Origin of the sequence: Sphingopyxis sp., assembly GCF_040216815.1 — a bacterium.
In the GTDB taxonomy this organism is placed as follows: Bacteria; Pseudomonadota; Alphaproteobacteria; order Sphingomonadales; family Sphingomonadaceae; genus Sphingopyxis.
The window spans coordinates 693,555-717,441 of sequence record NZ_JAVJOJ010000009.1; the positions used below are offsets into that span (position 1 = coordinate 693,555).

17 protein-coding genes are annotated in these 23,887 nt (G+C 64.4%); 3 read left to right on the forward strand and 14 right to left on the reverse strand.

All coding sequences use genetic code 11. The annotated features are described in order from the left end of the window. Nucleotides 1-37: 37 nt before the first annotated feature. From RIA72_RS13810 to RIA72_RS13860, 11 genes are all read right to left on the reverse strand, one after another. Nucleotides 38-2,779 carry a TonB-dependent receptor gene (locus RIA72_RS13810; RefSeq protein ID WP_350032635.1) on the reverse strand — a complete coding sequence of 914 codons (2,742 nt, stop codon included), beginning with the start codon at nt 2,777-2,779 and terminating at the stop codon, nt 38-40. Between the two features lie 198 nt (nt 2,780-2,977). Beyond that, a complete protein-coding gene (locus tag RIA72_RS13815; RefSeq protein WP_350032636.1) occupies nt 2,978-4,348 on the reverse strand; it encodes a DUF389 domain-containing protein in 1,371 nt (456 codons plus the stop codon). Nucleotides 4,349-4,359: 11 nt separating this feature from the next. Further along, nucleotides 4,360-5,289, reverse strand: coding sequence for an electron transfer flavoprotein subunit alpha/FixB family protein (locus RIA72_RS13820; protein ID WP_350032637.1), 930 nt, complete (start codon nt 5,287-5,289; stop codon nt 4,360-4,362). Between the two features lie 116 nt (nt 5,290-5,405). Continuing rightward, nucleotides 5,406-6,155, reverse strand: a complete 750-nt coding sequence (locus tag RIA72_RS13825) for an electron transfer flavoprotein subunit beta/FixA family protein (RefSeq protein WP_350032638.1) — start codon at nt 6,153-6,155, stop codon at nt 5,406-5,408. 232 nt (nt 6,156-6,387) lie between these two features. After that, complete coding sequence (gene sucC, locus RIA72_RS13830; RefSeq protein ID WP_350032639.1) at nt 6,388-7,596, reverse strand: ADP-forming succinate--CoA ligase subunit beta; 1,209 nt, start codon at nt 7,594-7,596, stop codon at nt 6,388-6,390. A 216-nt stretch (nt 7,597-7,812) separates the two neighbouring features. After that, nucleotides 7,813-8,124: a hypothetical protein gene (locus RIA72_RS13835; protein ID WP_350032640.1), complete on the reverse strand. Its 312-nt coding sequence runs from the start codon at nt 8,122-8,124 to the stop codon at nt 7,813-7,815. A gap of 7 nt (nt 8,125-8,131) precedes the next feature. Beyond that, complete coding sequence (gene bla / locus RIA72_RS13840) at nt 8,132-9,304, reverse strand: class A beta-lactamase (protein WP_350032641.1); 1,173 nt, start codon at nt 9,302-9,304, stop codon at nt 8,132-8,134. Between the two features lie 143 nt (nt 9,305-9,447). Continuing rightward, nucleotides 9,448-10,134 carry a peptide-methionine (S)-S-oxide reductase MsrA gene (gene msrA, locus RIA72_RS13845; protein WP_350032642.1) on the reverse strand — a complete coding sequence of 229 codons (687 nt, stop codon included), beginning with the start codon at nt 10,132-10,134 and terminating at the stop codon, nt 9,448-9,450. A gap of 434 nt (nt 10,135-10,568) precedes the next feature. Then, nucleotides 10,569-11,780, reverse strand: coding sequence for a pyridoxal phosphate-dependent aminotransferase (locus RIA72_RS13850; protein WP_350032643.1), 1,212 nt, complete (start codon nt 11,778-11,780; stop codon nt 10,569-10,571). 114 nt (nt 11,781-11,894) lie between these two features. Beyond that, a complete protein-coding gene (gene pabB / locus RIA72_RS13855) occupies nt 11,895-13,733 on the reverse strand; it encodes an aminodeoxychorismate synthase component I (protein ID WP_350032644.1) in 1,839 nt (612 codons plus the stop codon). Nucleotides 13,734-13,759: 26 nt separating this feature from the next. Beyond that, on the reverse strand, nt 13,760-14,290 hold the full coding sequence (locus RIA72_RS13860; RefSeq protein ID WP_350032645.1) for a hypothetical protein: 531 nt from the start codon (nt 14,288-14,290) through the stop codon (nt 13,760-13,762). 398 nt (nt 14,291-14,688) lie between these two features. On the opposite strand from RIA72_RS13860, the gene RIA72_RS13865 reads away from it, so the two are divergent. Then, entirely contained in the window at nt 14,689-16,353 is a 1,665-nt protein-coding gene (locus RIA72_RS13865; RefSeq protein ID WP_350032646.1) for an AMP-binding protein, read from the forward strand. Between the two features lie 157 nt (nt 16,354-16,510). Here RIA72_RS13865 and clpA read toward each other — a convergent pair whose 3' ends face one another. The 3 genes from clpA to RIA72_RS13880 all read right to left on the reverse strand — a co-directional run bounded on the left by clpA (nt 16,511) and on the right by RIA72_RS13880 (nt 21,162). Continuing rightward, on the reverse strand, nt 16,511-18,847 hold the full coding sequence (gene clpA / locus RIA72_RS13870) for an ATP-dependent Clp protease ATP-binding subunit ClpA (RefSeq protein WP_350032647.1): 2,337 nt from the start codon (nt 18,845-18,847) through the stop codon (nt 16,511-16,513). A gap of 165 nt (nt 18,848-19,012) precedes the next feature. Further along, entirely contained in the window at nt 19,013-20,494 is a 1,482-nt protein-coding gene (locus RIA72_RS13875) for an AMP nucleosidase (RefSeq protein ID WP_350032648.1), read from the reverse strand. Between the two features lie 185 nt (nt 20,495-20,679). Further along, the gene (locus tag RIA72_RS13880; protein WP_350032649.1) at nt 20,680-21,162 is read right to left on the reverse strand and encodes a peroxiredoxin; all 483 of its coding nucleotides are present in this window, start codon (nt 21,160-21,162) and stop codon (nt 20,680-20,682) included. 310 nt (nt 21,163-21,472) lie between these two features. Here RIA72_RS13880 and RIA72_RS13885 point away from each other — a divergent pair, with 310 nt between their 5' ends. Next, nucleotides 21,473-22,627, forward strand: coding sequence for an acyl-CoA dehydrogenase family protein (locus tag RIA72_RS13885; protein WP_350032650.1), 1,155 nt, complete (start codon nt 21,473-21,475; stop codon nt 22,625-22,627). A 52-nt stretch (nt 22,628-22,679) separates the two neighbouring features. After that, nucleotides 22,680-23,849, forward strand: coding sequence for an acetyl-CoA C-acetyltransferase (locus RIA72_RS13890; protein WP_350032651.1), 1,170 nt, complete (start codon nt 22,680-22,682; stop codon nt 23,847-23,849). Nucleotides 23,850-23,887: the final 38 nt, after the last annotated feature.

The window sequence follows — 23,887 nt, forward strand, 5'->3', positions numbered from 1 at the left end:
GGGGCGGACCGGAGGATTCCGGCCCGCCCGCGTCCGGTCAGAATTTATATGTGATGCCCGCCATGAAATTGCGGCCATAATTTTGATAATCGCGAATCTGGCGGGGGTCGTTGTTGTAATAGGTGACGAACGGTTCGTTCGTCAGGTTCGACGCCTGAAGCAGAATGCCCAGCCCTTCGAGCGTTCCGCTCTGGAACGTGTATCCGATCTGGGCATCGACCACCAATTCGCTCTTCGCCATGACGAGGTCGCGCTTCAGGCTGAGACCCGACACTTCGGCAAGGAACTCGGAGCGGTAGCGGCCCGATATGCGGGCCTGGAAGCCGGCCTTCTCGAAATAGGCGGTCCCGTTCACGACCCAGCGCGACAGGCCGGGCATCGAGATCGGCTCGGCGCCGCCTTCGCGGACGCGGCTCTTGGTATAGGAGCCGCTCGCCAGCACGCCGAACCCGTCGAGCGCCTCGGCAAAGGTCGCGAAAGGCAGCGACAGCGATGCTTCGGCACCATAAACATGGCCGCCATTGCCGTTGCGCCACTGGTTGGCCATGCCCTGATAGGTCGCGACCGATCCGCCGTCGGGAACCTCAAAGCCGGAGAAGTCGAACGCGTCGCTCTGCCGGTAGATATAATTTTCGAGATATTTGTAGAAACCGCCGGCCGAAATATAGGCGCCCTGGCCGAAATATTTCTCGAGCGCGATGTCGACCGTATCGGCCATCAGCGGCCGCAGCTTCGCATTGCCGAGTTCGAGCGACCAGGGCGAGGCATTGATGTCGGTATTGTTGCGCTTGGAGGCGTCGAAATTGACCCCGCCGCCCGGCTTCAACTGATCCATACGAGCACGCGCCAACATACGCGCCGCGCCGAAGCGGAGGAAGCTGTTGTCGCCAATTTCGACCGTCAGGTTCAGGCTGGGCAGAATGTCGGTATAGGTCGCGCCGTCGGTAACGGGCGTCGACTGGGTCTGCCCATTCACGACCTGCGCATAAAAGCTCGCTCCCGTCTGGTCCGAATGCACGATCTGGACGCCGACATTGCCGCGCACCGGCGTATCGCCCCGGCCGCCGAAATTGGCTTGCACAAAGCCCGTCAGCACCTTTTCGCGAACGCTATAGTCGTTGAATATGCGCCCCGGGGTCCACGCCGCTTCGTCGGTCAGCGTGTAGTTGCCATCATTGTAATAGCGCCAGCTGTCGAACGCCACCATGCCGGGAACGCCGATAAAATCCAGCGAGACCGGGTCGTAAAGATAATCCGCAGGCACGGCGATATCGGCCGGATAGGCTTTGCTGGTGAGCACGAAGCCGCGATCGTCGAGGCTTTTTTCGCGATCCGAATAATTGACCCCGACGCGCAAGCTGCTGACCGGCCCGTCAAATTCCTGCGTCGCCTGAAGGCGCAGCGATTTGAGCTCGTCCTTGATCTTGGGCGTGTTGACGAAACCGTCCTGGCAATTGGGCACCGCGCCGCCGCAGCTGTTCCAGCCCTGCGGATCAGTGATCACGAACAGATTGGGATCGGCATAGTCGAGCGACGGGTCGAACATGATGCCGCCTTTGCGGCGCATTTCGAAACCGAGTGCCGTCTCGCGGGCTCCAACGCCCTGCCCGCGCCCGGTACCGAGATAGATTTCCAGATTTTCTTCGGTTTTCCGAAGCCGCGAATAGCCGAGGTCGAGTTCGAGCGTCAGCGTTTCATTGGGCTTGAACTGGCTGTTCCAGCCGCCGGCGAAAATGGTCGCGGTGCGGTGGACGACGTCGTTGCGCATCACCGCCTCGGTGCCCGCCCATGTGCCCTGCGTCACCATGCCGTCTTCGATGGTGAAACCAGGGAGCAGGGTCGAATTGCCCCAGGCGAGCGGGAATTCGATGCCGCGCAGGCGCTGATCGTCCTTGAAGCGCGACCAATAGCCGTCGATCGTGGTGTGGAACCGGTCGCTGGGTTCCCATTCGACGACGCCCATCACGCCGTCGCGCTTCAGCTCGTTCGACTTCACATAGGGCTTGGCACCGCCGATGATGAAGGCGGTGTTGGTGCCGTCGGTCGCTTCGGGATAGCCCCAGGCGTTGAAGCGTTCTTCTGCGGTCGGCGACTGCATCCGCGCATAGCCAAAGGCCCAGCCGAGCGTACCGTCGGCATTCTGGTCGATATAGGAGATGTTGGCGCGATAGCCCTTGTCCGAAATATCGGGGTTGAGCTTGCCCAGATCGTTGATCTCGAACCGCGCGCCGGCGGCTATCGCGCGCCGGCCATAGGCGAGCGGGCGCACCGTCCGCATGTCGATCGTGCCGCCCAGCGCCTGGCCGATCAGCGACGCGTCGGGCGTTTTGTAAACAACCGCGCCGTTCAGCAGTTCGGAGGGATATTGATCGAGCTCGACGCCGCGATTGTTGCTCGCCGAAACCTGTTCGCGGCCGTTCAGCAGCGTCGTCGTGAAATCGGGGGCAAGGCCGCGGATCGACACGACATTGGCGCGGCCGTCGAGCCGCTGCGTCGCGAGGCCCGGCAGGCGCGACAGCGATTCGGCGATCGACAGGTCGGGCAGCTTGCCGATATCCTCCGCCGACACCACCTCGACGATCGAGGTGCTGGTCTTTTTGGCCTGCACCGAATTGTTGATGGCGCTGCGGATGCCGGTGACGACGATGGCGTCGTCCGCGCCCGCTTCGGCTGCGGTATCATTATCCTGCGCCATGGCTGCGACGGGCAGGATGGCGGTCAAGGCAAGGCCCATCGCGATGGCGCTGGCGCCGCGACGAAGGCTGGTCGGCATGGTCATAATTGGCTCCCCTGGCGCAGATGGGTCGCAATGACCGCGCATCGGACCGGGGACGCGAATGTCCGTCAGGCTCCTCTCCGATACGTGGGCTTTCCCCATCTGGAGCCTCGCAATTGAAACCAAATGCGCCGCATCGCCATAGGGTATACGTATACGCATGAAATCCTGCGGTGCCGCCGCAGGATTATGCCGGGCGGATTACGGTGTTGCCGCGACGGGTTCCGCGGCGGATTCTGGGGGCTCCTCGGCCGCCGTCAGCGCCCCGTTTTGGATGAGCCAGCGTGGATAGGCGGTCTGCACCGCGGCCATGATCCGGTCGACCGCGGCGGCGACCTGTTCGCCCTCCGCTTCGCGGTCGCGCTGGACGATGACGCGGCGCGCCTGCGCATCGATCAGCACGCGGTCGCGGCGAACAAGCTCGCCGACGGTGATCCCCGCCAGAATCGCGCGCGCATCCTCTTCGCGCTGCTCAAGCGTCGCGAGGCGGCGGTTGAGCTGTTCCTCCACCTGTACCGCGGCGTTCGTCTGCTGCCTCAACTGAACGATGCTGACGCGGGCCTCGCGGTCGAGCGCCTTGCGGATACGCGCCGCAAGTTCGGTGTCGAGCTTGGCAGCGTAGCGGTCGACGAGCACGACGCCGTCGACCGCGACGGCGTCGCGTTCCATGCGGACATTCATGCTGTCGACGCGGTCGGTTTCGCCAAGCAGCCCCCGCAGTTCGGCCTGCACCACCGACCGGGCGCGCACTTCGCCCGCCAGGCTGTTCAGCGTGAGCGCGAGCGGGATCGACAAAATGCCGAGCGTGAAGAGGATTCCCGTCACCTGCATCGCCGTATGCTGCGGCGTGAGCGATGGCCCGAAACGGTTGAACCGCGCGATGATCGTCGCGGCAAAGGCAATCGCGAGCGTATTCGTCAAAAAGAGCAGCGCGGCGCCAATCGCAAAGTCGAAGCGCCCCGTCGCCAGACCGAAGCCGATCGTCGAGAGCGGCGGCACCAGCGCCGTCGCGATCGCGACACCGACCATCACCCCCGACAGCTTGCGCATGATCGCGTAAACGCCAGCGATGCCGCCGACGACCGCAACGCCGAGGTCGAGCAGGGTCGGCTGCGTTCGCGCGCGAACCTCTGGCGTGACGTCGCGGATCGGCGACAGCCAGATGATGAGCACCGCGACAAGGATCGCGACCCCCATCCCCGCCGCCATCGTAACCAGCGAACGTTTGATCAGATTGGTTTCGAGCGTCGCGAGGCCGAAACCGATGCCCATGATCGGACCGAGCAGCGGCGAGACAAGCATCGCGCCGATGACGACGGATGCCGAGCTTTGCAGCAATCCCAGCGTCGCGATCGCCGCCGACAGCGTGATCAGCAGCAGGAATTTCTTGTTGAGCCGCGCGTCGCGCGCCACGCTTGCGAGCACAAGCGCGCGGCCGTGAAAATCCTCGTCGCCGATGCCGTCGTCATCGTCGTCGACCTCGCGCCGGGCGCCGGGGCGCGCCGAGCGGCGGCCACCGGCATTGAACGGTGCATCGCCGAGGCCCGGCACTCCCGGATGATGGCCGGCCATGGCGCGGCGGGTCAGATCTTGCCGGTCAGCTCGGGCACCGCGCTGAACAGGTCAGCGACGAGGCCGAGGTCGGCGACCTGAAAGATCGGCGCGTCCTCATCCTTGTTGATCGCGACGATGGTTTTCGAGTCCTTCATGCCCGCAAGATGCTGAATCGCGCCCGAAATGCCAATGGCAAAATAAACCTCGGGCGCGACGATCTTGCCGGTCTGTCCGACCTGGTAATCGTTGGGGACATAACCCGCATCCACCGCGGCGCGGCTGGCACCGAGCGCCGCACCGAGCTTGTCGGCGAGCGGCGTGATAACCTCTTCATATTTCTCGCTCGAACCGAGCGCCCGGCCGCCCGACACGATGATCTTGGCCGAGGTGAGTTCGGGACGCTCCGACTTTGCGATTTCGGCACCGACAAAGCTCGAGATACCGGCGTCGCTGCCCGCCGAAACGGCTTCGATCGCAGCCGAACCACCCGATGCGGCGGCCTTTTCAAAGGCGGTGCCGCGCACCGTCAGCACCAGCTTCGCATCGCTCGATTCGACGGTGGCAATTGCGTTGCCGGCATAGATCGGGCGGGTGAAGCTCTTTTCGCTTTCGACCGAAAGAATGTCCGAAATCTGCATGACGTCGAGCAGCGCGGCAACGCGCGGCGCGATATTCTTGCCGGTCGTCGTCGCGGGCGCGACGAAGGCATCGTGGCTCGCCATCAGTTCGGCGACGAGCGGTGCGATATTTTCGGGCAAATTGTGCGCGAAAGCCGCGTTGTCGGCGACATGGACCTTTTGAGCGCCGGCGATTTCGGCGGCGGCCTTGGCGACGCCATCGACGCCCTCGCCCGCGACGAGCAGGTGGACTTCGCCGAGCTTCGACGCAGCGGTCACTGCGGCGAGCGTGGCATCCTTGACGGCGCTGCCGTCATGTTCGACCCAAACCAGAGTTTTCATAACTTTGTTCCTTCAACCCTTCCCGTTCGCATCGAGCGTAGTCGAGATGCCCCTCGACGTTGCGCTGTCCCGATGGGTGTCTCGACTTCATTCGACACAAACGGGGGTGGAATATCTCAGCTGTGGACGCCCATCGCCTTCAGCTTGGCGACCAGTTCATCGACGTCGGCGACCTTGATCCCGGCCTGGCGGACCGGCGGTTCGGAAACCTTGATCGTCTTCACGCGCGGGCTCGTATCGACGCCATAATCGGCGGGCGCCTTGGTATCGAGCGGCTTCGACTTCGCTTTCATGATGTTCGGCAGCGACGCATAGCGCGGCTCGTTCAAACGAAGGTCGGTGGTGACGATCGCCGGAAGTTTGAGCTTCACCGTTTCGAGGCCGCCATCGACTTCGCGGGTGACGCTGACATGCTCGCCCTCGACATTCACCGCGCTGGCGAAGGTGCCCTGCGCCCAGCCGGTCAGCGCAGCGAGCATCTGGCCGGTCTGGTTGTTGTCGCCGTCGATCGCCTGCTTGCCCAGGATGACAAGACCGGGCGTTTCAGCATCGGCGATATTTTTGAGGATCTTTGCGACCGCCAGCGGTTCGACGTCATCGTCGGTCTGTACCAGGATCGCGCGGTCGGCGCCCATGGCGAGCGCGGTGCGCAGCGTTTCCTGCGCCTTCGCCGGGCCGATCGAGACCGCGACGATCTCGGTCGCGACGCCCTTTTCCTTGAGGCGGATCGCTTCTTCGACGGCGATTTCGTCGAACGGGTTCATCGACATCTTGACGTTGGCCAGGTCGACGCCCGTGCCGTCGGCCTTCACCCGCGGCTTGACGTTGTAATCGAGCACCCGCTTCACGGGGACGAGGATTTTCATGGGCTCAAAGCTCCTCTCAAGCAAATTGTGCACTGCGCCATAATTGGCGTTTACGTAAACGTCAACCAGCAGTCCCTCATTCCTCTCCCCTTGTAGGAGAGGATAGGAAGACTTGGTCCGAAGGACCTAGTCGGACTTGGTGAGGGTCTGGACGTCGCCGCCCTCACCGCTGCGACTAGGCGGCAAGCCGCCAAATCTCGCTGCCTCTCACCAAGGGGAGAGGCAATTTCTATCACGCCGCCTTCGCAACCTCGGCGACGATCTTCTTCGCCGCATCGCCCAGATCGTTGGCCGCAACGATCGGCAGGCCCGAGTTCGCAAGGATGTCCTTGCCCTGCTGGACGTTCGTGCCTTCCAGGCGGACGACGAGCGGCACCGACAGATTCACTTCCTTTGCCGCCGCGACGATGCCGTCGGCGATGATGTCGCACTTCATGATGCCGCCGAAGATGTTGACGAGGATGCCCTCAACCGCCGGGTCTTTCAGGATGATCTTGAACGCCGCCGTCACCTTTTCCTTCGAGGCGCCGCCGCCGACGTCGAGGAAGTTGGCGGGGAAGGCGCCATTGAGCTTGATGATGTCCATCGTCGCCATCGCGAGGCCCGCGCCATTGACCATGCAGCCGATGTTGCAGTCGAGCTTGATGTAAGCGAGGTCATATTCCGATGCCTCGACCTCGGCCGGGTCTTCTTCGGTCAGGTCGCGCAGCTCGGCGATGTCCTTGTGACGGAACATCGCATTGCCGTCGAAGCCGAGCTTCGCATCGAGCACCAGCAGTTCGTCGCCGTTCGCGCCTTCACAGACGGCAAGCGGGTTGATTTCGATCTGCTCGGCATCGGTCGCGAGGAAGGCGTTATAGAGGCCGGTCAGCACCTTCGCCGCCTGCTTGGCAAGGTCGCCGGTGAGTTCGAGCGCCGCGGCGACGCTGCGGCCATGGTGCGGCTGCAGCCCCGTCGCGGGGTCGATCGTGATCGTGTGGATCTTGTCGGGCGTGTTGTGCGCGACGGTTTCGATGTCCATCCCGCCTTCGGTCGAGGCAACCACCGCGATGCGGCTGGTGGCGCGATCGACGAGCAGCGCGAGATAATATTCCTTTTTGATGTCGGCGCCGTCGGTGACGTACAGGCGGTTGACCTGCTTGCCCGCCTCGCCCGTCTGGATCGTCACCAGCGTGTTGCCCAGCATTTCCCTGGCGTGGCTTTCGACTTCCTCAAGCGTCTTGGCAAGGCGGACGCCGCCCTTGGCGTCGGGGCCCAGTTCCTTGAACTTGCCCTTGCCGCGGCCGCCGGCGTGGATCTGCGACTTCACGACATAAAGCGGCCCGGGAAGCTGCTTCGCCGCCGCGACAGCCTCCTCGACGCTCATCGCCGCAATACCCTTCGGCACGGCGACGCCGAATTTCGCGAGCAGTTCTTTAGCCTGATATTCGTGAATGTTCATGGGATCTGCCGGGCCTTTCGACTCTTCAAGAGGGAGAAGTTTGGCGCCGCATAAGCACAAGTTGCCCGGCAAGGCTACCCCTGCCGCGTCAAGAGATTCTTTCCGGCGAGGCTTGCCAACTTTCCATTCCCTCATCCCGGCGAAGGCCGGGTTCTCACCCTTGGCGAACGGAAGAGAGGTCGAGATTCCGGCCTTCGCCGGGATGACGATAAGGGATCACCGCAGCGCGCAGACCGCCGCCGAGCTTGTCGACACCGCTAAAATCTCCGCATCCTTGAGCGCGCGCACCTTGTGCAGAAACTGCGACATCGACAGGTCGGCGATATGCTTGTCCTTGAGGCTGCCGAGCGACGCCAGGCGGCGGAGCTGGAGCAGCGAAAGGCGGTCGACCATCCGTTCGGCCATGCACGCCGACATCGGCTTGGAAAGGCCGGCATTGTTGAGTCCGGTGCGCAGCCGCGTTTCGGGCGTCGCGCATGCCGACAGGAGCAGCGCCAGCGCGGCGACCGGCAGGAGGACATGCCTCATATTATCGTCATTTCCCGTGAAATTCGGCAACCGCGCCCGACACCGCCTGCATCAAATCCATCCGCGCGGGGACCGGCGCACTGGTATCGCCGAGCAGCACCACAATGGCATAGCGTGTGCCGTCGGGGGCAGTCGCGATCCCGATGTCGTTATAGCCGGCAGTCGACCCCCTGTAATCCTGCCCTGTTCCGGTCTTGTGCAGAAATTTCCAGTCGGCGGGCAGCCCCGCCTTCAATCGCCGGGGCCCGCTCTTGGTCCGGCTCATCACGTCGAGCAGATATTCGGTCGATTCGGGCGAGAGCAGCGCGCCGCGCGCGAGCCGCGTCAGCGCGCTGGCGATCGCCGCGGGGCTGGCACCGTCGGGCGGATTGGCGAGATAGGCGTTGCGCGCCGCAAGCCGCGTCGCGTCGGGCAGCGCCGCGCGCGCCTGTTCGAAATTGCGCCCGACCGAATAGGCCTGCTGCCATTTCAGGCCCGCGGTTCCCGCCTGGAGCAGCCGTTCGCCGGGGCCGAAACGGATCGCCCCCAGATCCTTCTTGTCGATGAAACGCCGCACGGCGTCGGGACCGCCGACGGTGCGCAGCAGGCTGTCATTCGCGGTATTGTCGCTGCGCGTGATCGCGGTTTCGATCAGTTCGCGCACGCTCATCGTCACCGAACCCTCGGCGCGGACGCGCGCGGCGAGCGGCTGATAGAAGAGCGTCAGGTCTTCAGGACCGATGCGGACGCGCTGGTCGAGGGTGAGCCGCCCCTGATCGACAGCATCGAGCACGGTCATCGCGACCCATAGCTTGGAGACGCTCTGCTGCGGAAACAACTCGCCGCCGCGCTGCGAAAGCGCCCATTCGCCGTCGATCCGCTGGACGGCGATCCCCGTCTTGCCGGGGAAAGCGCGCCACAGCGCATAGATGCGGTCCTGCAACCCGCCGGGCGCGCGGCGAAAACCCGGATCGATCGGCCCCGCGGGCCGCGGCATCGCCGACGGGACCGGCTGGCCGATCGGCACCGTCACCGATCCCGATGGCCCGCGAACCGCTTGCGGCTGGGGTTGCGGCTGTTGCTGGGCGGGGGCCTGTGCGCGCGGGTGCGGGATGATGGCGGCGCTGCTGACACAGCCGGCGAGCACCGCGGCGCTCATCGTGATCGCGAGGAGCGGCCGACCGGAAAACTCAAACTTCATTCAAACCCCGCACGTGCGACTTATCTCTTTCCCCGACCCCATCGGTTGCCTCGAATCGTCGCGCAGCCGCCTCTTTCCGGCCAGCGAATTGCGACGAACGATTCTTTCGCCGCGACCAATTGTGGAACCCCGCCGAATTCGGGTCAAGGTGCGGGGGTGGCGCGCACCTTGTCGGGGAAAAGCCGCTTCAACGCCGCGAGCTTCGGCGCGTCCCACCGGACGATATAGGGGTTGCGCGGATTGCGGCGCATGAAGTCCTGGTGGTTTGCTTCGGCGGGGTAGAAGCGCTTGTAGTGCTCGATCGGCACCATGATCGGTTTGGCGAAATATCCGCCGCGCCCGATCTGCGTGAGGTAAGCGGTCGCAACCTGGCGCTGCGTCGCGTCGAGCGGGACGATCGCGGCGCGATATTGCGATCCGACGTCGGGGCCCTGCCGATCCTTCAGCGTCGGATCGGCGATCACCGAAAAAAGGATGCGAAGCAAGGTGCCATAGCTGACCTGCGAGGGGTCATAAACGATACGGACCGCCTCGGCATGGCCCGATGTGCCATCGTGCGTCAGTTCGTATCGCGCGGTCGCCGCGCTGCCGCCGTGATAGCCCGATTCGACCGAAATCACGCCTTTGACATGCGCGAAAACGCCCTCGACGCCCCAGAAGCATCCGCCCGCGAGCACCGCGGTGGCGCGCTTCGCAGGCACCGCGGGGTCGGTGAGCGCCGCAGGGAGCTTGACGACATTTTCGGCCTGCGCGGGCGCGCATTGCGCGAGCAGCGCCGCCGAAGCCAGCGCCGCAAGCGCCCGCAGCGCCGGGCGGCCGCGCCCTTCCACTAAGCGGGGATCGGCAACGCCGGCTGGCTGAGCACGATATAGGTCGCGCCGATCGCAAAGCCGGCAAGCATGGTCAGAAACCAGTCGGAGCGGAGCAGGGAGAGCATAGGGGCCTCGTGTCATTATATCTGTTTCGCGGCCGCGGCCGCCAAGGTTACACCGACGATATGACGCGCCCCGGCCATCCGTTCAGTGATGGCGGTCACTGTATCCGAATTGGCTTACCATCCCGTGAACCGGGCGCTTAACCGTCGTTCAGGTCCAGATAGGGCCTGCCAACCCTATTTCAAGACCGGTCGGTATAAAATTATTGCTCCCCGTCACCCCGGCGAAGGCCGGGGTCTCGCCGCAAGCGGTGCGAAACTGGCAAGGCGAGATCGTGTTTCAGAGTCACCTGCCTCTGAACACCCTTCGCCGGGATGACCAAAAGGGCGTCAGCTAAGCGCGGCGCACGCCTGCTGGATACGCACGCACGCTTCCTTCAGCACCGCTTCGGAGGTCGCATAGGAAACGCGAAACGCCGGCGAAAGGCCGAAGGCCGCGCCATGCACCGCAGCGACGCGCGCCGAATCGAGGAAATAGTCGATCAGCGCCTCGTCGCTGTCGATCAGCTGACCCGATGGCGTTTTTTTGCCGATGCAGCCCGACGCGTCGGGATAGACATAGAAGGCGCCATCGGGAACCGGACAGTTGAGGCCCGGCGCATCGTTGAGCATCGCGACGACCATGTCGCGGCGCTTGCGGAACGCCGCATTGCGGTCGTCGAGGAACTGCTGCGGCCCGCCGAGCGCCGCGGTGGCGGCGGCCTGCGCGATCGAACAGGGGTTCGAGGTGGACTGCGACTGGAGCTTGCCCATCGCCTTGATCAGCCACGCCGGACCACCCGCATAGCCGATGCGCCAGCCCGTCATCGCATAGGCCTTGGAACAGCCGTTCACGGTGAGGATACGGTCGATGAGGTCGGGGCAGCGCTGCGCCAGCGTCGCAAAGGCGAAATCGGCGTACCAGACATGCTCGTACATGTCGTCGGTCATCACCATGACATGCGGGTGGCGGCGGATTACTTCGCCGATCGCGTCGAGTTCCTCCGGCGAATAGGCGGCGCCCGAAGGATTCGAGGGCGAGTTGAAGATTACCCAGCGCGTCTTGGGCGTGATCGCCGCATCGAGCTGCGCCGGCGTGATCTTGTAATGCTGCGCCGCCGACGCCTCGATGACGACCGGCGTGCCGCCTGCAAAAGCGACAATGTCGGGATAGCTCACCCAATAGGGTGCGGGGATGATGACCTCGTCGCCCTTGTCCACCGTCGCGACAAGCGCGTTGAACAAGGTGTGCTTGCCGCCGACGTTGACCGTGATCTGGTCGAGGCCGAAGTCGAGGCCGTTGTCGCGGCGGAATTTGCCGCGGATCGCTTCCTTGAGCGCGACGGTGCCGTCGACGAGCGTATATTTGGTCTGCCCGGCGCGGATCGCCTCGATCGCCGCTTCCTTCACGAAATCGGGCGTGTCGAAATCGGGTTCGCCCGCCGACAGGCCGATGACATCGACGCCCTCGGCCTTCAGCTTGGCGACGCGCGCGGTCATCGCGAGCGTGGCGGAGGGCTGGATGCGCCCGAGGGCGGCAGAGATATGCGGCTTCAGCGACATGGAGAGGTCTTCCTTCGCGAGCGGATTGACAGGAAATTGCGCGCGGCTGCGCCTAAAGCCTCCGTCCGCGAATCGCAAGGCGGCGGCGCGATAATTTCCTATGCGATGCGCAAATCAGTCCGCCGAAACGGCCGTATCATGGGCAAAACGCGCCGGGATCAACCCGCGCAGGCTGTTGCCGATGAAAAAACCGCTGGCCAGATCGGCGAGGCGCAGATGCGATTCGACGGCGCGCCCCTTCTCGATCAATTCGCCGCGCAGCACGCCTGGAAGCAGCCCGAGCGCGAGCGGCGGGGTCAACAATACTCCGTCGCGTTCGACAAAAACATTGCTCCAGCTTCCCTCGGTCACAAAGCCCGGCCCGTCGACGAACACGACCTCGGCGGCGCCGCTTTCGTGCCGCGCCGCATCATAGGCGGCGCGCAGGCTGGTCTTGTGCGCAAGACGGAAATCGCCCGCCGCCATCGGCGCGGGCGAGACGGCGACGGGGACCGGCAGTTCGGCGAGCCGCGGCAGCGGCGACACCTCGACCGCGAGCGCCCCCGACGGCGCGAGGCGCATCCGCACCCGCGCGGCGTGGCGCAGGCGAAAGGTCGCCGATTGCAGGCTGTTGCGCGCGCCGTGCCGGTCGAAAGCGAAACCCAGCGCCGCCGCGCTCGCCTTCATGCGCGCCAGATGACCTTCGAGGCGCTGAAGTCCGTCCACAGGGTCGAAAAACATGGTTTCAATCAGGTCGAAGCTTTCGCCCGCTGCGTCCACAAATTCCCCCTTGGCCAGACATTCGCGCCATTCCTCGTCCGGCGCGCTGTCGGCGACGATTCCCGATCCCAGTCCCAGCGTGGCGCATGACGGCGCGTCCTGCAACCCGCCTTGGTCGGCGGCGCGGGGAAAGACGAGCGTGCGGATCGCGACGTTGAACGCGGCGTCGCCCTTTGCGTCGATAAATCCGATCGACCCCGTGTAAAGCCCGCGCGCATCGCCCTCCAGCGCGTCGATGATCTCCATCGCGCGCACCTTGGGCGCGCCGGTGATCGAGCCGCAGGGAAAGGCCGCGCGCAACAGGTCGGTGGCGCCCGTCCCTGTGGGCAGCGCCGCGGTGACGTCGGAAACGAGCTGGTGGATCGTCGGATAGCTTTCGACCCGGAACAGGTCGGGCACCGCGACCGATCCCGGCACGGCGACGCGCGACAGGTCGTTGCGGATCAGGTCGACGATCATCAGATTTTCGGCGCGCTGCTTGGGGTCTTCGGCCAGCTCGCGCGCCGCTGCCGCGTCGGCTGCGGCATCACCGCGCCGCGCCGCCGTCCCCTTCATCGGCCGCGCCATCACCTCGCGCCCACGCAGCGCAAAGAAGAGTTCGGGCGACAGCGACGCGATCGCTTGCTCGCCCGTCCAGATAAAACCGCCATATCCCGCGCGCGCCGTCTGGCGCAGCCGCGCATAAACCGCGAGCGGATCGCCCGCGACGGGCACATCGGCGCGGAAGGTCAAATTCGCCTGATAAATGTCGCCCGCACGGATGAACGCCAGCACCTTCTCCACCGCGGCGATATAGTTGGCGCGCGCGATCCGCGGCGCGACGCGCCCGATCCAGGCCGACGCCGGGTCGGGCAGCCGCTCGGCGACGCGATCGGGCGCGATCCGCTCGACATCGGCGAACAGGCCGAACCAGCCCAGCGGCACCGTGTTGGCCGCGGCGCCGGCCGCGCCGCGCCACGCCGATGCCAGCCCCTGCCCCGCCTCATAGGCAAGGAAGCCCGCCGCGTGGAGGCCGCGCGCCTTGGCCGCCTGCAACGCGTCGAGCAGCGCCGGAACATCGGCCGCCGCGTGCGCCGTCAGCACCTCGATCGGCCGGGCGAACAACCTCGCCGGCGCAGCCCCGTCGGCGCGCGCGTCGTCGAGCAGCACGAACGGCGGGCTGTCCGGCCCCGACACCGATAGAGGATCCGCCATCTTTTCCGCGACGGTCGCGACCGCGATCAGCGGTCGCGCTTCATGCGGATCGTGCGCCCGCCGTCGATCGTCGCGAAATAGCTGCCCATCGTTGCGGTCTTGATCTTCACCTTCTGTCCCGGTTTGGGCTGGCGCGGCAGCCGCGTGGTGTCGATCTGGCTCCACACCGCGTCATCCTCCATCACCAGCGTATAGTGGCCCGACCGGTCCATGCTGACGGCGCGGATGGTCGTCTCGATCTCCCTGATCTCGTCTTCATCGCCGCCGAAGATGCCGCCGAGCTTTGGGAAAGAAAAACCAAACAGGCCGCGCCGCGCCTTTCTGGCGGTTTCGCGGTCGGTGAAGGTGATTTCGCGCGCCGCGTCGGCCGCCGACAACTCGCCGACCGCCCGGTCGAAGCACGCAAGCCGCGCCGCCGCGTCGGCGATGTCGCGACAAGCGTAAAGCGCGCGGATTTGGGCGGGCGGCAAGGGAGCGTCCTTGTCCTTCGCCGAAGCCGGGACGGCCGCGGCACAGGCGATGATCAAAGTCGGAACGATGAAACGCGATAGCAGCATGGCAAGCCCCTTGGCGACGACGACATATTCTGCCTAGCCGCCCCGGCGGCGCGCCGCAAGCAAGGCCGGTTGCCAATCACGCCTTGCTGACCTTAGGGTCAGGGCCCATTAATTCCGCGATCGAGGTTTGAAGCGATTTTGTTCAGTGCGAGGCGGAAAGGCGAAGGGATATGTCGATATTTCAAGACTTTCCAACGAAGCAATGGACAAAATCGATCAAATCCCGAAGGGACGTCGAAATGGCTTCGATCTCGAACCTTCGCGGCCTTGCGGGTAGCGATGCTACCCGCTGCACCCGCAAAGGCCCGATATCTTCGCCATTTCGACGCCTCGATCGCGGAATTAATGGGTCCTGACCCTGATGTAAGGAAATCATTGCGAGAGGATCCCCGCCCCAAATGCCCAACCATTTTTCCTGGTCGCGCGATTATCATCACCCGACCGAATGGGACCAGTCCTTTGCCCCACTGTCGCTGCCCGACATGTTCGCGGCGAGCGTCGCGCGCAAGGGCGACGCACCGATGCTCGATTTCATGGGGCGGCAGTTCGGATATGCCGAGGTCGCGGGCGGCGTCGCGCGCGTCGCGCGCGGGCTCCAGCAATTGGGGCTGGGCAAGGGCAGCCGCATCGGCCTCTTCCTTCCCAACGTCCCCCATTATGTCGCGGCTTATTATGGAGCGCTCGCCGCGGGGGCAACCGTCGTCAATTTCTCGCCGCTCTACACCGTCGCCGAGCTGGAAGCGCAGGTCGAGGATTCGGGGACCGACACCCTGTTCACGCTGAGCGCCGCGGCCTTGTTTCCGACCGCGCTCAAGGTACTCGACGGATCGAGCCTCAAGCGCCTCGTCGTCGGGTCGGTCGCGGGCGGGCTGCCGACAGCGAAATCCTTTCTCTATCGCCTGTTCAGGCGCCGCGAGGTCGCCTCGCTTCCCGACGATCCGCGCGTCATCCGCTTTTCGGCGCTCACCGACAATGACGGGCGGCCCGACCCGGTCGCGATCGACCCCGAACGCGACGTCGCGCTGATCCAATATACCGGCGGCACGACGGGAACGCCCAAGGGCGCGAAGCTGACGCACCAGAATCTCACCGCCAACGCGCGGCAGGTGAATGCAATCGACCCCGACACGCAAGCGGACGACCGCATCCTCGGTGTCCTCCCCTTCTTTCATGTCTTTGCCAATACCTGCGTCCTCAACCGCACGGTGCTCAACGGCGGATCGATCACCATGCTGCCGCGTTTCGACGCCAAACAGGCGCTGGCGGCGATCGGCCGGACACGGACGACCGCGCTTCCCGGCGTGCCGACCATGTACCAGGCCCTCCTCGACCACCCCGACCTTGCCCGTACCGACTTTTCCTCGCTGCGTGTCTGCATCTCGGGCGGCGCGCCAATGCCGGCGGAGCTGCGCGAAAAATTCGTCGCGGCGACCGGCGCCTCGCTCGTCGAAGGCTATGGCCTCACCGAAAGCTCGGGCGTCGTCGCGACCAACCCCTATGAAGGCCCGGTGCGCCCCGGCACGATCGGCCAGCCGATCCCGGCGACGCACATCCGCCTGCTCGACAAGGAAGACCCGACAAGGGACGCCCCCGATGGCGAACCTGGCGAGCTCGCCGTCAAGGGACCGCAGATCATGCAGGGTTATTGGAACCGCCCCGACGCCGACACGGACAGCTTCACCGCCGACGGCTGGCTGCGCACCGGCGACGTCGCGGTGGTCGAGGAGGGCGGCTATATCCGCATCGTCGACCGGCTGAAGGACATGATCGCGGTCGGCGGCTTCAAAGTCTATCCCAGCGTGATCGAGGCGCATCTTTACGAGCATCCCGCGGTCAGGGAAGCCATCGTGCTCGGCGTGCCCGACGCGTATCGCGGGGAGGTTCCCAAGGCCTTTGTGACGTTGGAAGAGGGCTTCGATGTCGGCGGCGAGGCGCTTGCCGCCTGGCTCAACCCAAAGCTCGGCAAGCATGAGCGCGTGATCGCGGTCGAGGTGCGCGGCGCGCTGCCCAAGACGATGATCGGGAAGCTCGACCGCAAGGCCTTGAGGGCCGAGACGGGATAAGCGCCCTACTCGCGAACATCGCCCGTCGACAATAGCGTGCGCACCCGCGAAGGCGGGTGCCCATCTCCTGCCGGTGCAAGTTTCAACCGGCCGACGATGGGTCCCCGCCTGCGCGGGGACACACGGATTGTTTTCGATCCTCTCGAAAAGGCGCGCGCTATTCGGCGGTCTTTTCAGGCTTCGACTTCGCCTTGCCCTTGGCCCCCTTCGGCGCGGCGGGGGTGATTTCAAAGGCCAGCGGGTTGCCGACATGGGCGTCCTCGCCGGTCTTCATCTTCACCTTGACCTCGCCGCCATGGACCAGCTTGCCGAAGAGCAGTTCCTCGGCGAGCGGCTGCTTGATCTTTTCCTGGATCAACCGGCCCATCGGACGCGCGCCGTAAAGCTTGTCATACCCCTTGCCGGTCAGCCATTCGCGCGCGGCATCGTCGAGCTGGATGTGGACGTTGCGGTCGGCGAGTTGCAGTTCGAGTTCGAGGATGAATTTGTCGACGACGCGCGCGACAACCTCGGGCGGCAGATAGCCGAAGGGCACGATCGCATCGAGTCGATTGCGGAATTCGGGGGTGAACATGCGCTTCACCGCCTCTTCCTGCGCATCCTCGCGCGTCTGCTGGCCAAAGCCGATCGACTCGCGCGCCATGTCGCTCGCGCCCGCATTCGTCGTCATGATCAGGATGACGTTGCGGAAATCGACCGTCTTGCCGTGGTGGTCGGTCAGGCGGCCGTTATCCATCACCTGCAACAAGATGTTGAACAGGTCGGGATGCGCCTTTTCGATCTCGTCGAGCAACAGCACGCAATGCGGGTTCTGGTCGATCGCATCGGTGAGCAGCCCGCCCTGATCATAGCCGACATAGCCCGGCGGCGCCCCGATCAGGCGGCTGACCGAATGCCGCTCCATATATTCGGACATGTCGAAACGCTGGAGCGGGATGCCCATGATCGACGCGAGTTGCTTCGCCACCTCGGTCTTGCCGACCCCCGTAGGCCCGCTGAACAGATAATTGCCGATCGGCTTCTCGGGATCGCGCAGCCCCGCGCGGCTGAGCTTGATCGCCGACGACAGCACCTCGATCGCGGTATTCTGGCCGAATACGACGCGCTTCAGATCGGTCTCGAGGCTGGCGAGCGTCGCCTTGTCGTCGGTCGAGACCGATTTGGGCGGAATACGCGCCATCGTCGCGATCACCGCCTCGATCTCCTTGGCCGTGATCGTCTTCTTGCGCTTCGACGGGGCGACGAGCATCTGCATCGCGCCGACCTCGTCGATCACGTCGATCGCCTTGTCGGGCAATTTGCGGTCGTTGATATAACGCGCCGACAGGTCGACCGCGGCATTGATCGCATCGGGCGTGTAGCGCACCTGGTGGTGCGCCTCGAACGCGCTGCGCAGCCCCGCGAGAATCTTCTTCGTATCCTCGAGGCTCGGCTCGATCACGTCGATCTTCTGGAAGCGGCGGAGCAGCGCACGATCCTTTTCGAAGTGGTTGCGGAACTCCTTGTACGTCGTCGATCCGATGCAGCGGATCACGCCGCCCGACAAAGCGGGCTTCAAAAGGTTCGATGCGTCCATCGCGCCGCCCGACGTCGCACCCGCACCGATGACGGTGTGGATCTCGTCGATGAACAATATCGCGTGCGGCAGCCCTTCGAGCTCGGTCACGACCTGTTTCAGCCGCTCCTCGAAATCGCCGCGATAGCGGGTGCCCGCGAGCAGCGCGCCCATGTCGAGCGAATAGATGACCGCGGGCAACAGCACCTCGGGCACATCGCCCTCGACAATCTTGCGCGCGAGACCCTCGGCGATTGCGGTCTTGCCGACGCCGGGATCGCCGACATAGAGCGGATTGTTCTTGGACCGGCGGCAGAGGATCTGGATCGTGCGGTCAACCTCGGCGACGCGGCCGATCAGCGGATCGACCTTCCCGCCCTTCGCCTTTTCGTTCAAATTGACGGTGAACTGGTCGAGCGCGGTTTCTTTCTTGTTCTTCGCGCTGTCCTTGTCCTTCGTCTCTTCCTTTTCCTCGGGCTCGGCCTGCGCCGCGGGCTTGCCGCCCTTGCCGACGCCGTGGCTCAGATAGGAGACCGCGTCGAGCCGCGTCAGATCCTGTTGCTGAAGGAAATAGACGGCATAGCTTTCGCGCTCGGAGAAAAGCGCAACGAGGACGTTCGCGCCCGTCACCTCGTCCTTCCCCGACGACTGGACGTGCAGGATCGCGCGCTGGACGACGCGCTGGAAACCGCTGGTGGGCGACGGATCGCTGTGCCCCTCGACCTTCAGACTGTCGAGTTCGGTGTCGAGATAATGCACGACCGCCGATTGCAGATCGCCGAGCGCGACGCCGCACGCGCGCATCACTTCGGCGGCATGGTCGTCGTCGATCAGCGCGGAAAGCAGATGTTCGAGCGTCGCATATTCGTGATGGCGCTCCGAAGCGGCCTTCAAAGCATTATGTAGTGTCTTTTCGAGGCTTTCCGAAAAGGACGGCATGGGTCTGTCTCCTTGCGGGGACCAGGCCGGGGAGAGGACGGCCCCCTTAGGATCATAAGGTGGCGATGCCGCCGCCCCACCGCAAGGGAAAAGCGGCGGCACATGTGAAATTACGATGACAGGCTTGTTTTATGGTTAACGAATGGGCGTCTCGGTGCCCCCGGTTCATCTGAACGGCGGCTCGTTGAACGCGCGCAATTTGCGGCTGTGGAGCTTCGCGCCTTCGTCGCGCATCGTCTCGCACGCGCGGATGCCGATCTGGAGATGCGCGGCGATTGCCTCTTCGTAAAAGCGGTTCGCCTGTCCGGGCAGCTTCAGCTCGCCGTGCAACGGCTTGTCGCTGACGCAAAGCAGCGTGCCATAGGGTACGCGGAAACGATAGCCCTGCGCCGCGATGGTGGCGCTTTCCATGTCGATGCCGATCGCGCGCGACTGCGAAAAGCGCAGCGCGCTGTCGGTGTAGCGCAATTCCCAATTGCGGTCATCGGTGGTGACGACGGTGCCCGTGCGCATCCGTTTCTTAAGGTCGGCACCGCTCGTTCCCGACACGCTCTCGGCCGCGCTCGCCAATGCCTGTTGCACTTCGGCGATCGGCGGGATGGGGATTTCCGGGGGCAGCACGCCATCGAGGATATGGTCGTCGCGCAGATAGGCGTGCGCGAGCACATAATCGCCGATCCGCTGGCTGGGGCGAAGACCGCCGCAGTGGCCGATCATCAGCCACGCCTCGGGGCGCAGCACCGCGAGATGGTCGCAGATCGTCTTGGCGTTCGACGGCCCGACGCCGATGTTGACGAGCGTGATGCCGCCCCCGCCCTCTGCGATCAGGTGATAGGCGGGCATCTGGTGCCGCCGCCACGCGCTGTCGGCGACGAGCGCGCTCGCATTCACCCCCGGCTGGTCGACATAGAGCCCCGCAGCGCCGGCGAGCGCGGTATAACGCCCCTGCCCGACTTGCGATCCCGCCCAGGCAACGAATTCGTCGACATAGCGGTGATAGTTGGTGAACAGGATATAGCGCTGAAAATGCTCGGGCGCGGTGCCCGTATAGTGACGCAGGCGCGCGAGGCTGAAATCGGTGCGCAGCGCGTCGAACAGCGCCAGCGGCTGCTCTTCGGACGGATCGAGCCCGAAGAGACCGTCGGCCAGCTCGTCGCCGATGTCGGCGAGTTCGGTGGTCGGAAAATGGCGCGCGAGCTCGAGCGGCGTCACCCCGCCCATGTCCGACCCGTCGCTCGCGTCGAGCACATAGGGAAAGGGGATCTGCTGCCCCGTGCGCGTCACCTCCAGCCCGACGTCGTAATGCCGCGCGAGGAGGAGGAGTTGTTCGCGCAGATAATCGGCGAACAAATCGGGGCGCGTCACGGTGGTGATAAAGGTTCCCGCGCGCTCGAAACGGCCGAACGACAGATTATGCCCCGCCTGCCCCTGGCGCTGTTCGCCCGTGGTGGTGAGGCGGATCGCCGGATAGTCGAACAGGCCGGTTGCGGCGGCATCGGCCGGCGGCAGCGTGCGGTCGCGGACATAGGCGGCGATGGCGGATTTAAGGTTGGAAACCGACGCGCGGAACCTGTCCTGAAGCTCGGCGATAATGGCTTCGACAAGCGCGGCGGGGTCGGTGGTTTCTTGCGATGATCTGGATGTCATCGCGTCGCTGTTGCACGAAATTGTGACAAAAGGGAAGAGGGGGGACGCTGCGGCCCCCAACACTCGTCATCCCGGACTTGATCCGGGATCCATTGGCTCTACGCGGGCTGGAATGGACCCCGGATCAAGTCCGGGGTGATGAGGAAAGGGAAGGCGGCGCGGTGATGCGCGCCCTCCCCCTATCCTTACAGCTGTTCGAGCATATGGTCGGCGCTCGACACCTTGAACTCGCCAGGCGCTTCGACGTTGAGCTGCTCGACGACGCCGTCGTTGACGATCATCGAGAAACGCTGGCCGCGCTTGCCCATGCCAAAGGCGGTACCGTCCATGGTGAGGCCGACCGCTTCGGCAAAGGCGCCATTGCCGTCGGCGAGCATCGTCACGCTGTCGCTCGCGTTCGCGCTCTTGCCCCACGCGCCCATCACAAAAGCGTCGTTGACCGCAGTGCAGGCGATTTCGTCGACGCCCTTGGCCTTGAGCTCGGCGGCCTTGTCGACGAAGCCCGGCAGATGCTTGGCCGAACAGGTCGGGGTAAAGGCGCCGGGAACCGAAAAGAGCGCGACCTTGCGCCCCTTGAAATAATCGGCGGTCGTGACCTGCTCGGGCCCGTTTTCCGTTACCTTCACAAAGGTCGCATCGGGGAGCTTGTCTCCGGTCTGGATCGTCATCGTCGGCATCCTTTTCACTCGAGGGGATTTTGGTGCGCGACACATTGGGTGGGCCGGCGCGCGAGTCAAGGACGGCGGGAGCGGATGCACAGGAATTTGGACGGAATGGCAGATTGCGAGCGAAACCCGCCCCTTACTCATTCGTCATCCCAGCGAAGGCCGGGATGACGAATGAGAAGATGGACGACGGATAAACTTTCATGCCGTAGCGTCTTTCTGCTTGACGTGGACGTAAACGTAAGGTCTTTTGACCTCCAATGATGCGGCCGACTCCCCGGCCCCGTTCGGCCGCAAAAGGGAAAGGAACCAGATGTCGCTCGATAGCCTCTCGCGCACCGCCTATAATGAGGACCATGAAGCGTTCCGCGCGACGGTGCGCCAGTTTCTTGAAAAGGAAGTCGCCCCCAACCAGGCACAATGGGCCGAGGAGGGCATCGTGCCCAAGGGGCTCTGGCCGAAGGCCGGCGAGCTTGGCCTGCTGTGCCCCACGGTCCCGGAAGAATATGGCGGGCTCGGCCTCGACTTCGGCTATAATGCGATCGTCGACGAGGAGAGCGCCTATTACGGCCGCGTCACCACGGGCTTCTCGCTCCAGTCGGACATCGTGACCAATTACATCGTCCGCTATGGCAGCGAGGAGCAGAAGAAGCACTGGCTGCCCAAGATGGTGTCGGGCGAGGTTATCACCGCGATCGCGATGACCGAACCGGGGACGGGCAGCGACCTTCAGGGGATGCGCACAACCGCGAAGAAAGATGGCAATCATTATGTCATCAACGGGTCGAAAACCTATATCACCAACGGCCAGAACGCCGACCTGATCCTGGTGTGCGTCAAGACCGATCCCGATGCGGAGCCCGCATGGAAAGGCGTGTCGATCGTGCTGGTCGAAGCCGATCGCGAAGGCTTTGAGCGCGGCCGCAACCTCGACAAGATCGGGCAGGACGAGGCCGATACGTCGGAGCTGTTCTTCAACGACGTGCGCGTGCCGATCACCAACTGTCTCGGCGAAGAGGGACAGGGTTTCATCTATCTGATGAGCGAATTGCCGCAGGAACGCCTGTCGATCGCGGTCAGCGCGCAGGCGTCGGCGCAGCGCGCGTTCGACGACACGGTCGAATATACGCGCGAGCGCAAGGCGTTCGGCAAGCCGATCCTCGATTTCCAGAACAGCCGCTTCGTGCTCGCCGATTTGAAGGCCAAGCTGCAGGTGGGCTGGGCCCATCTCGACTGGGCGCTCGCGCGCCATCTGAAAAAGGAACTGACCCCCGAAGAGGGCGCGGCGGCGAAGCTGTGGCACACCGACCTGCAATGGGAAGTCATGGACAAATGCCTCCAGCTGTTCGGCGGCGCAGGTTATATGAACGAATATCCGATCGCCCGCGCGTGGCGCGCGGCGCGCGTCACGCGCATTTTCGGCGGCACCAACGAGATTATGAAGGAACTGATCGGACGCAAGCTCTGATAACTAATCCCTCCCCTGAAGGGGAGGGTCTTAGGAAGAAAGGAACTCCCCAATGGCTACTGCTTATATCGTCGATGCCGTGCGCACCGCCGGCGGCCGCCGCGGCGGGCGGCTTGCGGGGGTTCACCCCGTCGACCTCGGCGCCGCGGTCTATGACGCGATCGCCGACCGCAACGATTTCGACCCTTCGGCGATCGACGACGTCATCACCGGCTGCGTCAGCCAGGGCGGCGAACAGACGATGGACCTCGGCCGTAACGCCGTTCTGGCGTCGAAGCTCCCCGATTCGATCCCTGCGGTGACGATCGACCGCCAGTGCGGTTCGTCGCAGCAGGCGATGATGTTCGCCGCGCAGGCGGTGATGTCGGGCACGCAGGATATCGTGCTCGCCAGCGGCATCGAAAGCATGACGCGCGTGCCGATGGGCAGCGTCGCGACGCTGTTCATGAAGGAAGGGCTCGGCAATTACAAATCGCCGCGGCTTGAGGAAAAATATCCCGGCATCATGTTCAGCCAGTTCATGGGCGCCGAGATGATCGTCAAGAAGCACGGCTTCACCAAGGACGACCTCGACGCCTTTGCCCTCGAAAGCCACAGCCGGGCGAAGGCGGCGACCGAAAGCGGCAAGTTCGAGCGCGAGATCGTGCCGGTCGCGATCGAAACCCCCGAAGGCACCGAGATGCACAAGGTCGACGAAGGCATCCGCTTCGACGCGACGCTCGAGGGCATCGCGGGGGTGAAGCTGCTTCAGGAAGGCGGCTCGATCACCGCCGCGTCGAGCTCGCAGATCTGCGATGGCGCCTCGGCGGCGCTGATCGTGTCCGAACAGGCGCTGAAGGATCACGGCCTGACCCCGCGCGCGCGCATCCATCATATTTCGGTGACGGCGGGCGATCCGGTGATCATGCTCGAAGAACCGCTGTTCGCGACCGAAAAGGCGCTCAAAAAGGCGGGAATGACGATCGGCGACATCGACGCCTATGAAGTCAACGAAGCCTTCGCGCCCGTTCCGCTCGCGTGGATGAAATATCTCGGCGCCGACCATGCGCGGCTCAACGTCCACGGCGGCGCGATCGCGCTCGGCCATCCGCTCGGCGCCAGCGGCACCAAGCTGATGGCGACTTTGCTCGGCGTGCTCGACGCGACCGGCGGCAAATATGGCCTGCAAACGATGTGCGAAGGCGGCGGCCAGGCCAACGTCACGATCATCGAGCGGATGTAGGAATCCAGACCCCTCCCCTTCAGGGGAGGGGCAGCGAG

Coding starts and splice junctions, on each gene's coding strand:
- RIA72_RS13865 (WP_350032646.1), top strand. CDS start 14,689: ATGCCCAACCATTTTTCCTGGTCGCGCGATTATCATCACCCGACCGAA.
- RIA72_RS13880 (WP_350032649.1), bottom strand. CDS start 21,162: ATGACGATCCAGACCGGAGACAAGCTCCCCGATGCGACCTTTGTGAAG.
- pabB (WP_350032644.1), bottom strand. CDS start 13,733: ATGGCGGATCCTCTATCGGTGTCGGGGCCGGACAGCCCGCCGTTCGTG.
- RIA72_RS13815 (WP_350032636.1), bottom strand. CDS start 4,348: ATGGCCGGCCATCATCCGGGAGTGCCGGGCCTCGGCGATGCACCGTTC.
- RIA72_RS13875 (WP_350032648.1), bottom strand. CDS start 20,494: ATGACATCCAGATCATCGCAAGAAACCACCGACCCCGCCGCGCTTGTC.
- clpA (WP_350032647.1), bottom strand. CDS start 18,847: ATGCCGTCCTTTTCGGAAAGCCTCGAAAAGACACTACATAATGCTTTG.
- bla (WP_350032641.1), bottom strand. CDS start 9,304: ATGAAGTTTGAGTTTTCCGGTCGGCCGCTCCTCGCGATCACGATGAGC.
- RIA72_RS13835 (WP_350032640.1), bottom strand. CDS start 8,124: ATGAGGCATGTCCTCCTGCCGGTCGCCGCGCTGGCGCTGCTCCTGTCG.
- RIA72_RS13890 (WP_350032651.1), top strand. CDS start 22,680: ATGGCTACTGCTTATATCGTCGATGCCGTGCGCACCGCCGGCGGCCGC.
- RIA72_RS13825 (WP_350032638.1), bottom strand. CDS start 6,155: ATGAAAATCCTCGTCCCCGTGAAGCGGGTGCTCGATTACAACGTCAAG.
- RIA72_RS13850 (WP_350032643.1), bottom strand. CDS start 11,780: ATGTCGCTGAAGCCGCATATCTCTGCCGCCCTCGGGCGCATCCAGCCC.
- RIA72_RS13885 (WP_350032650.1), top strand. CDS start 21,473: ATGTCGCTCGATAGCCTCTCGCGCACCGCCTATAATGAGGACCATGAA.
- sucC (WP_350032639.1), bottom strand. CDS start 7,596: ATGAACATTCACGAATATCAGGCTAAAGAACTGCTCGCGAAATTCGGC.
- RIA72_RS13820 (WP_350032637.1), bottom strand. CDS start 5,289: ATGAAAACTCTGGTTTGGGTCGAACATGACGGCAGCGCCGTCAAGGAT.
- RIA72_RS13860 (WP_350032645.1), bottom strand. CDS start 14,290: ATGCTGCTATCGCGTTTCATCGTTCCGACTTTGATCATCGCCTGTGCC.
- RIA72_RS13810 (WP_350032635.1), bottom strand. CDS start 2,779: ATGACCATGCCGACCAGCCTTCGTCGCGGCGCCAGCGCCATCGCGATG.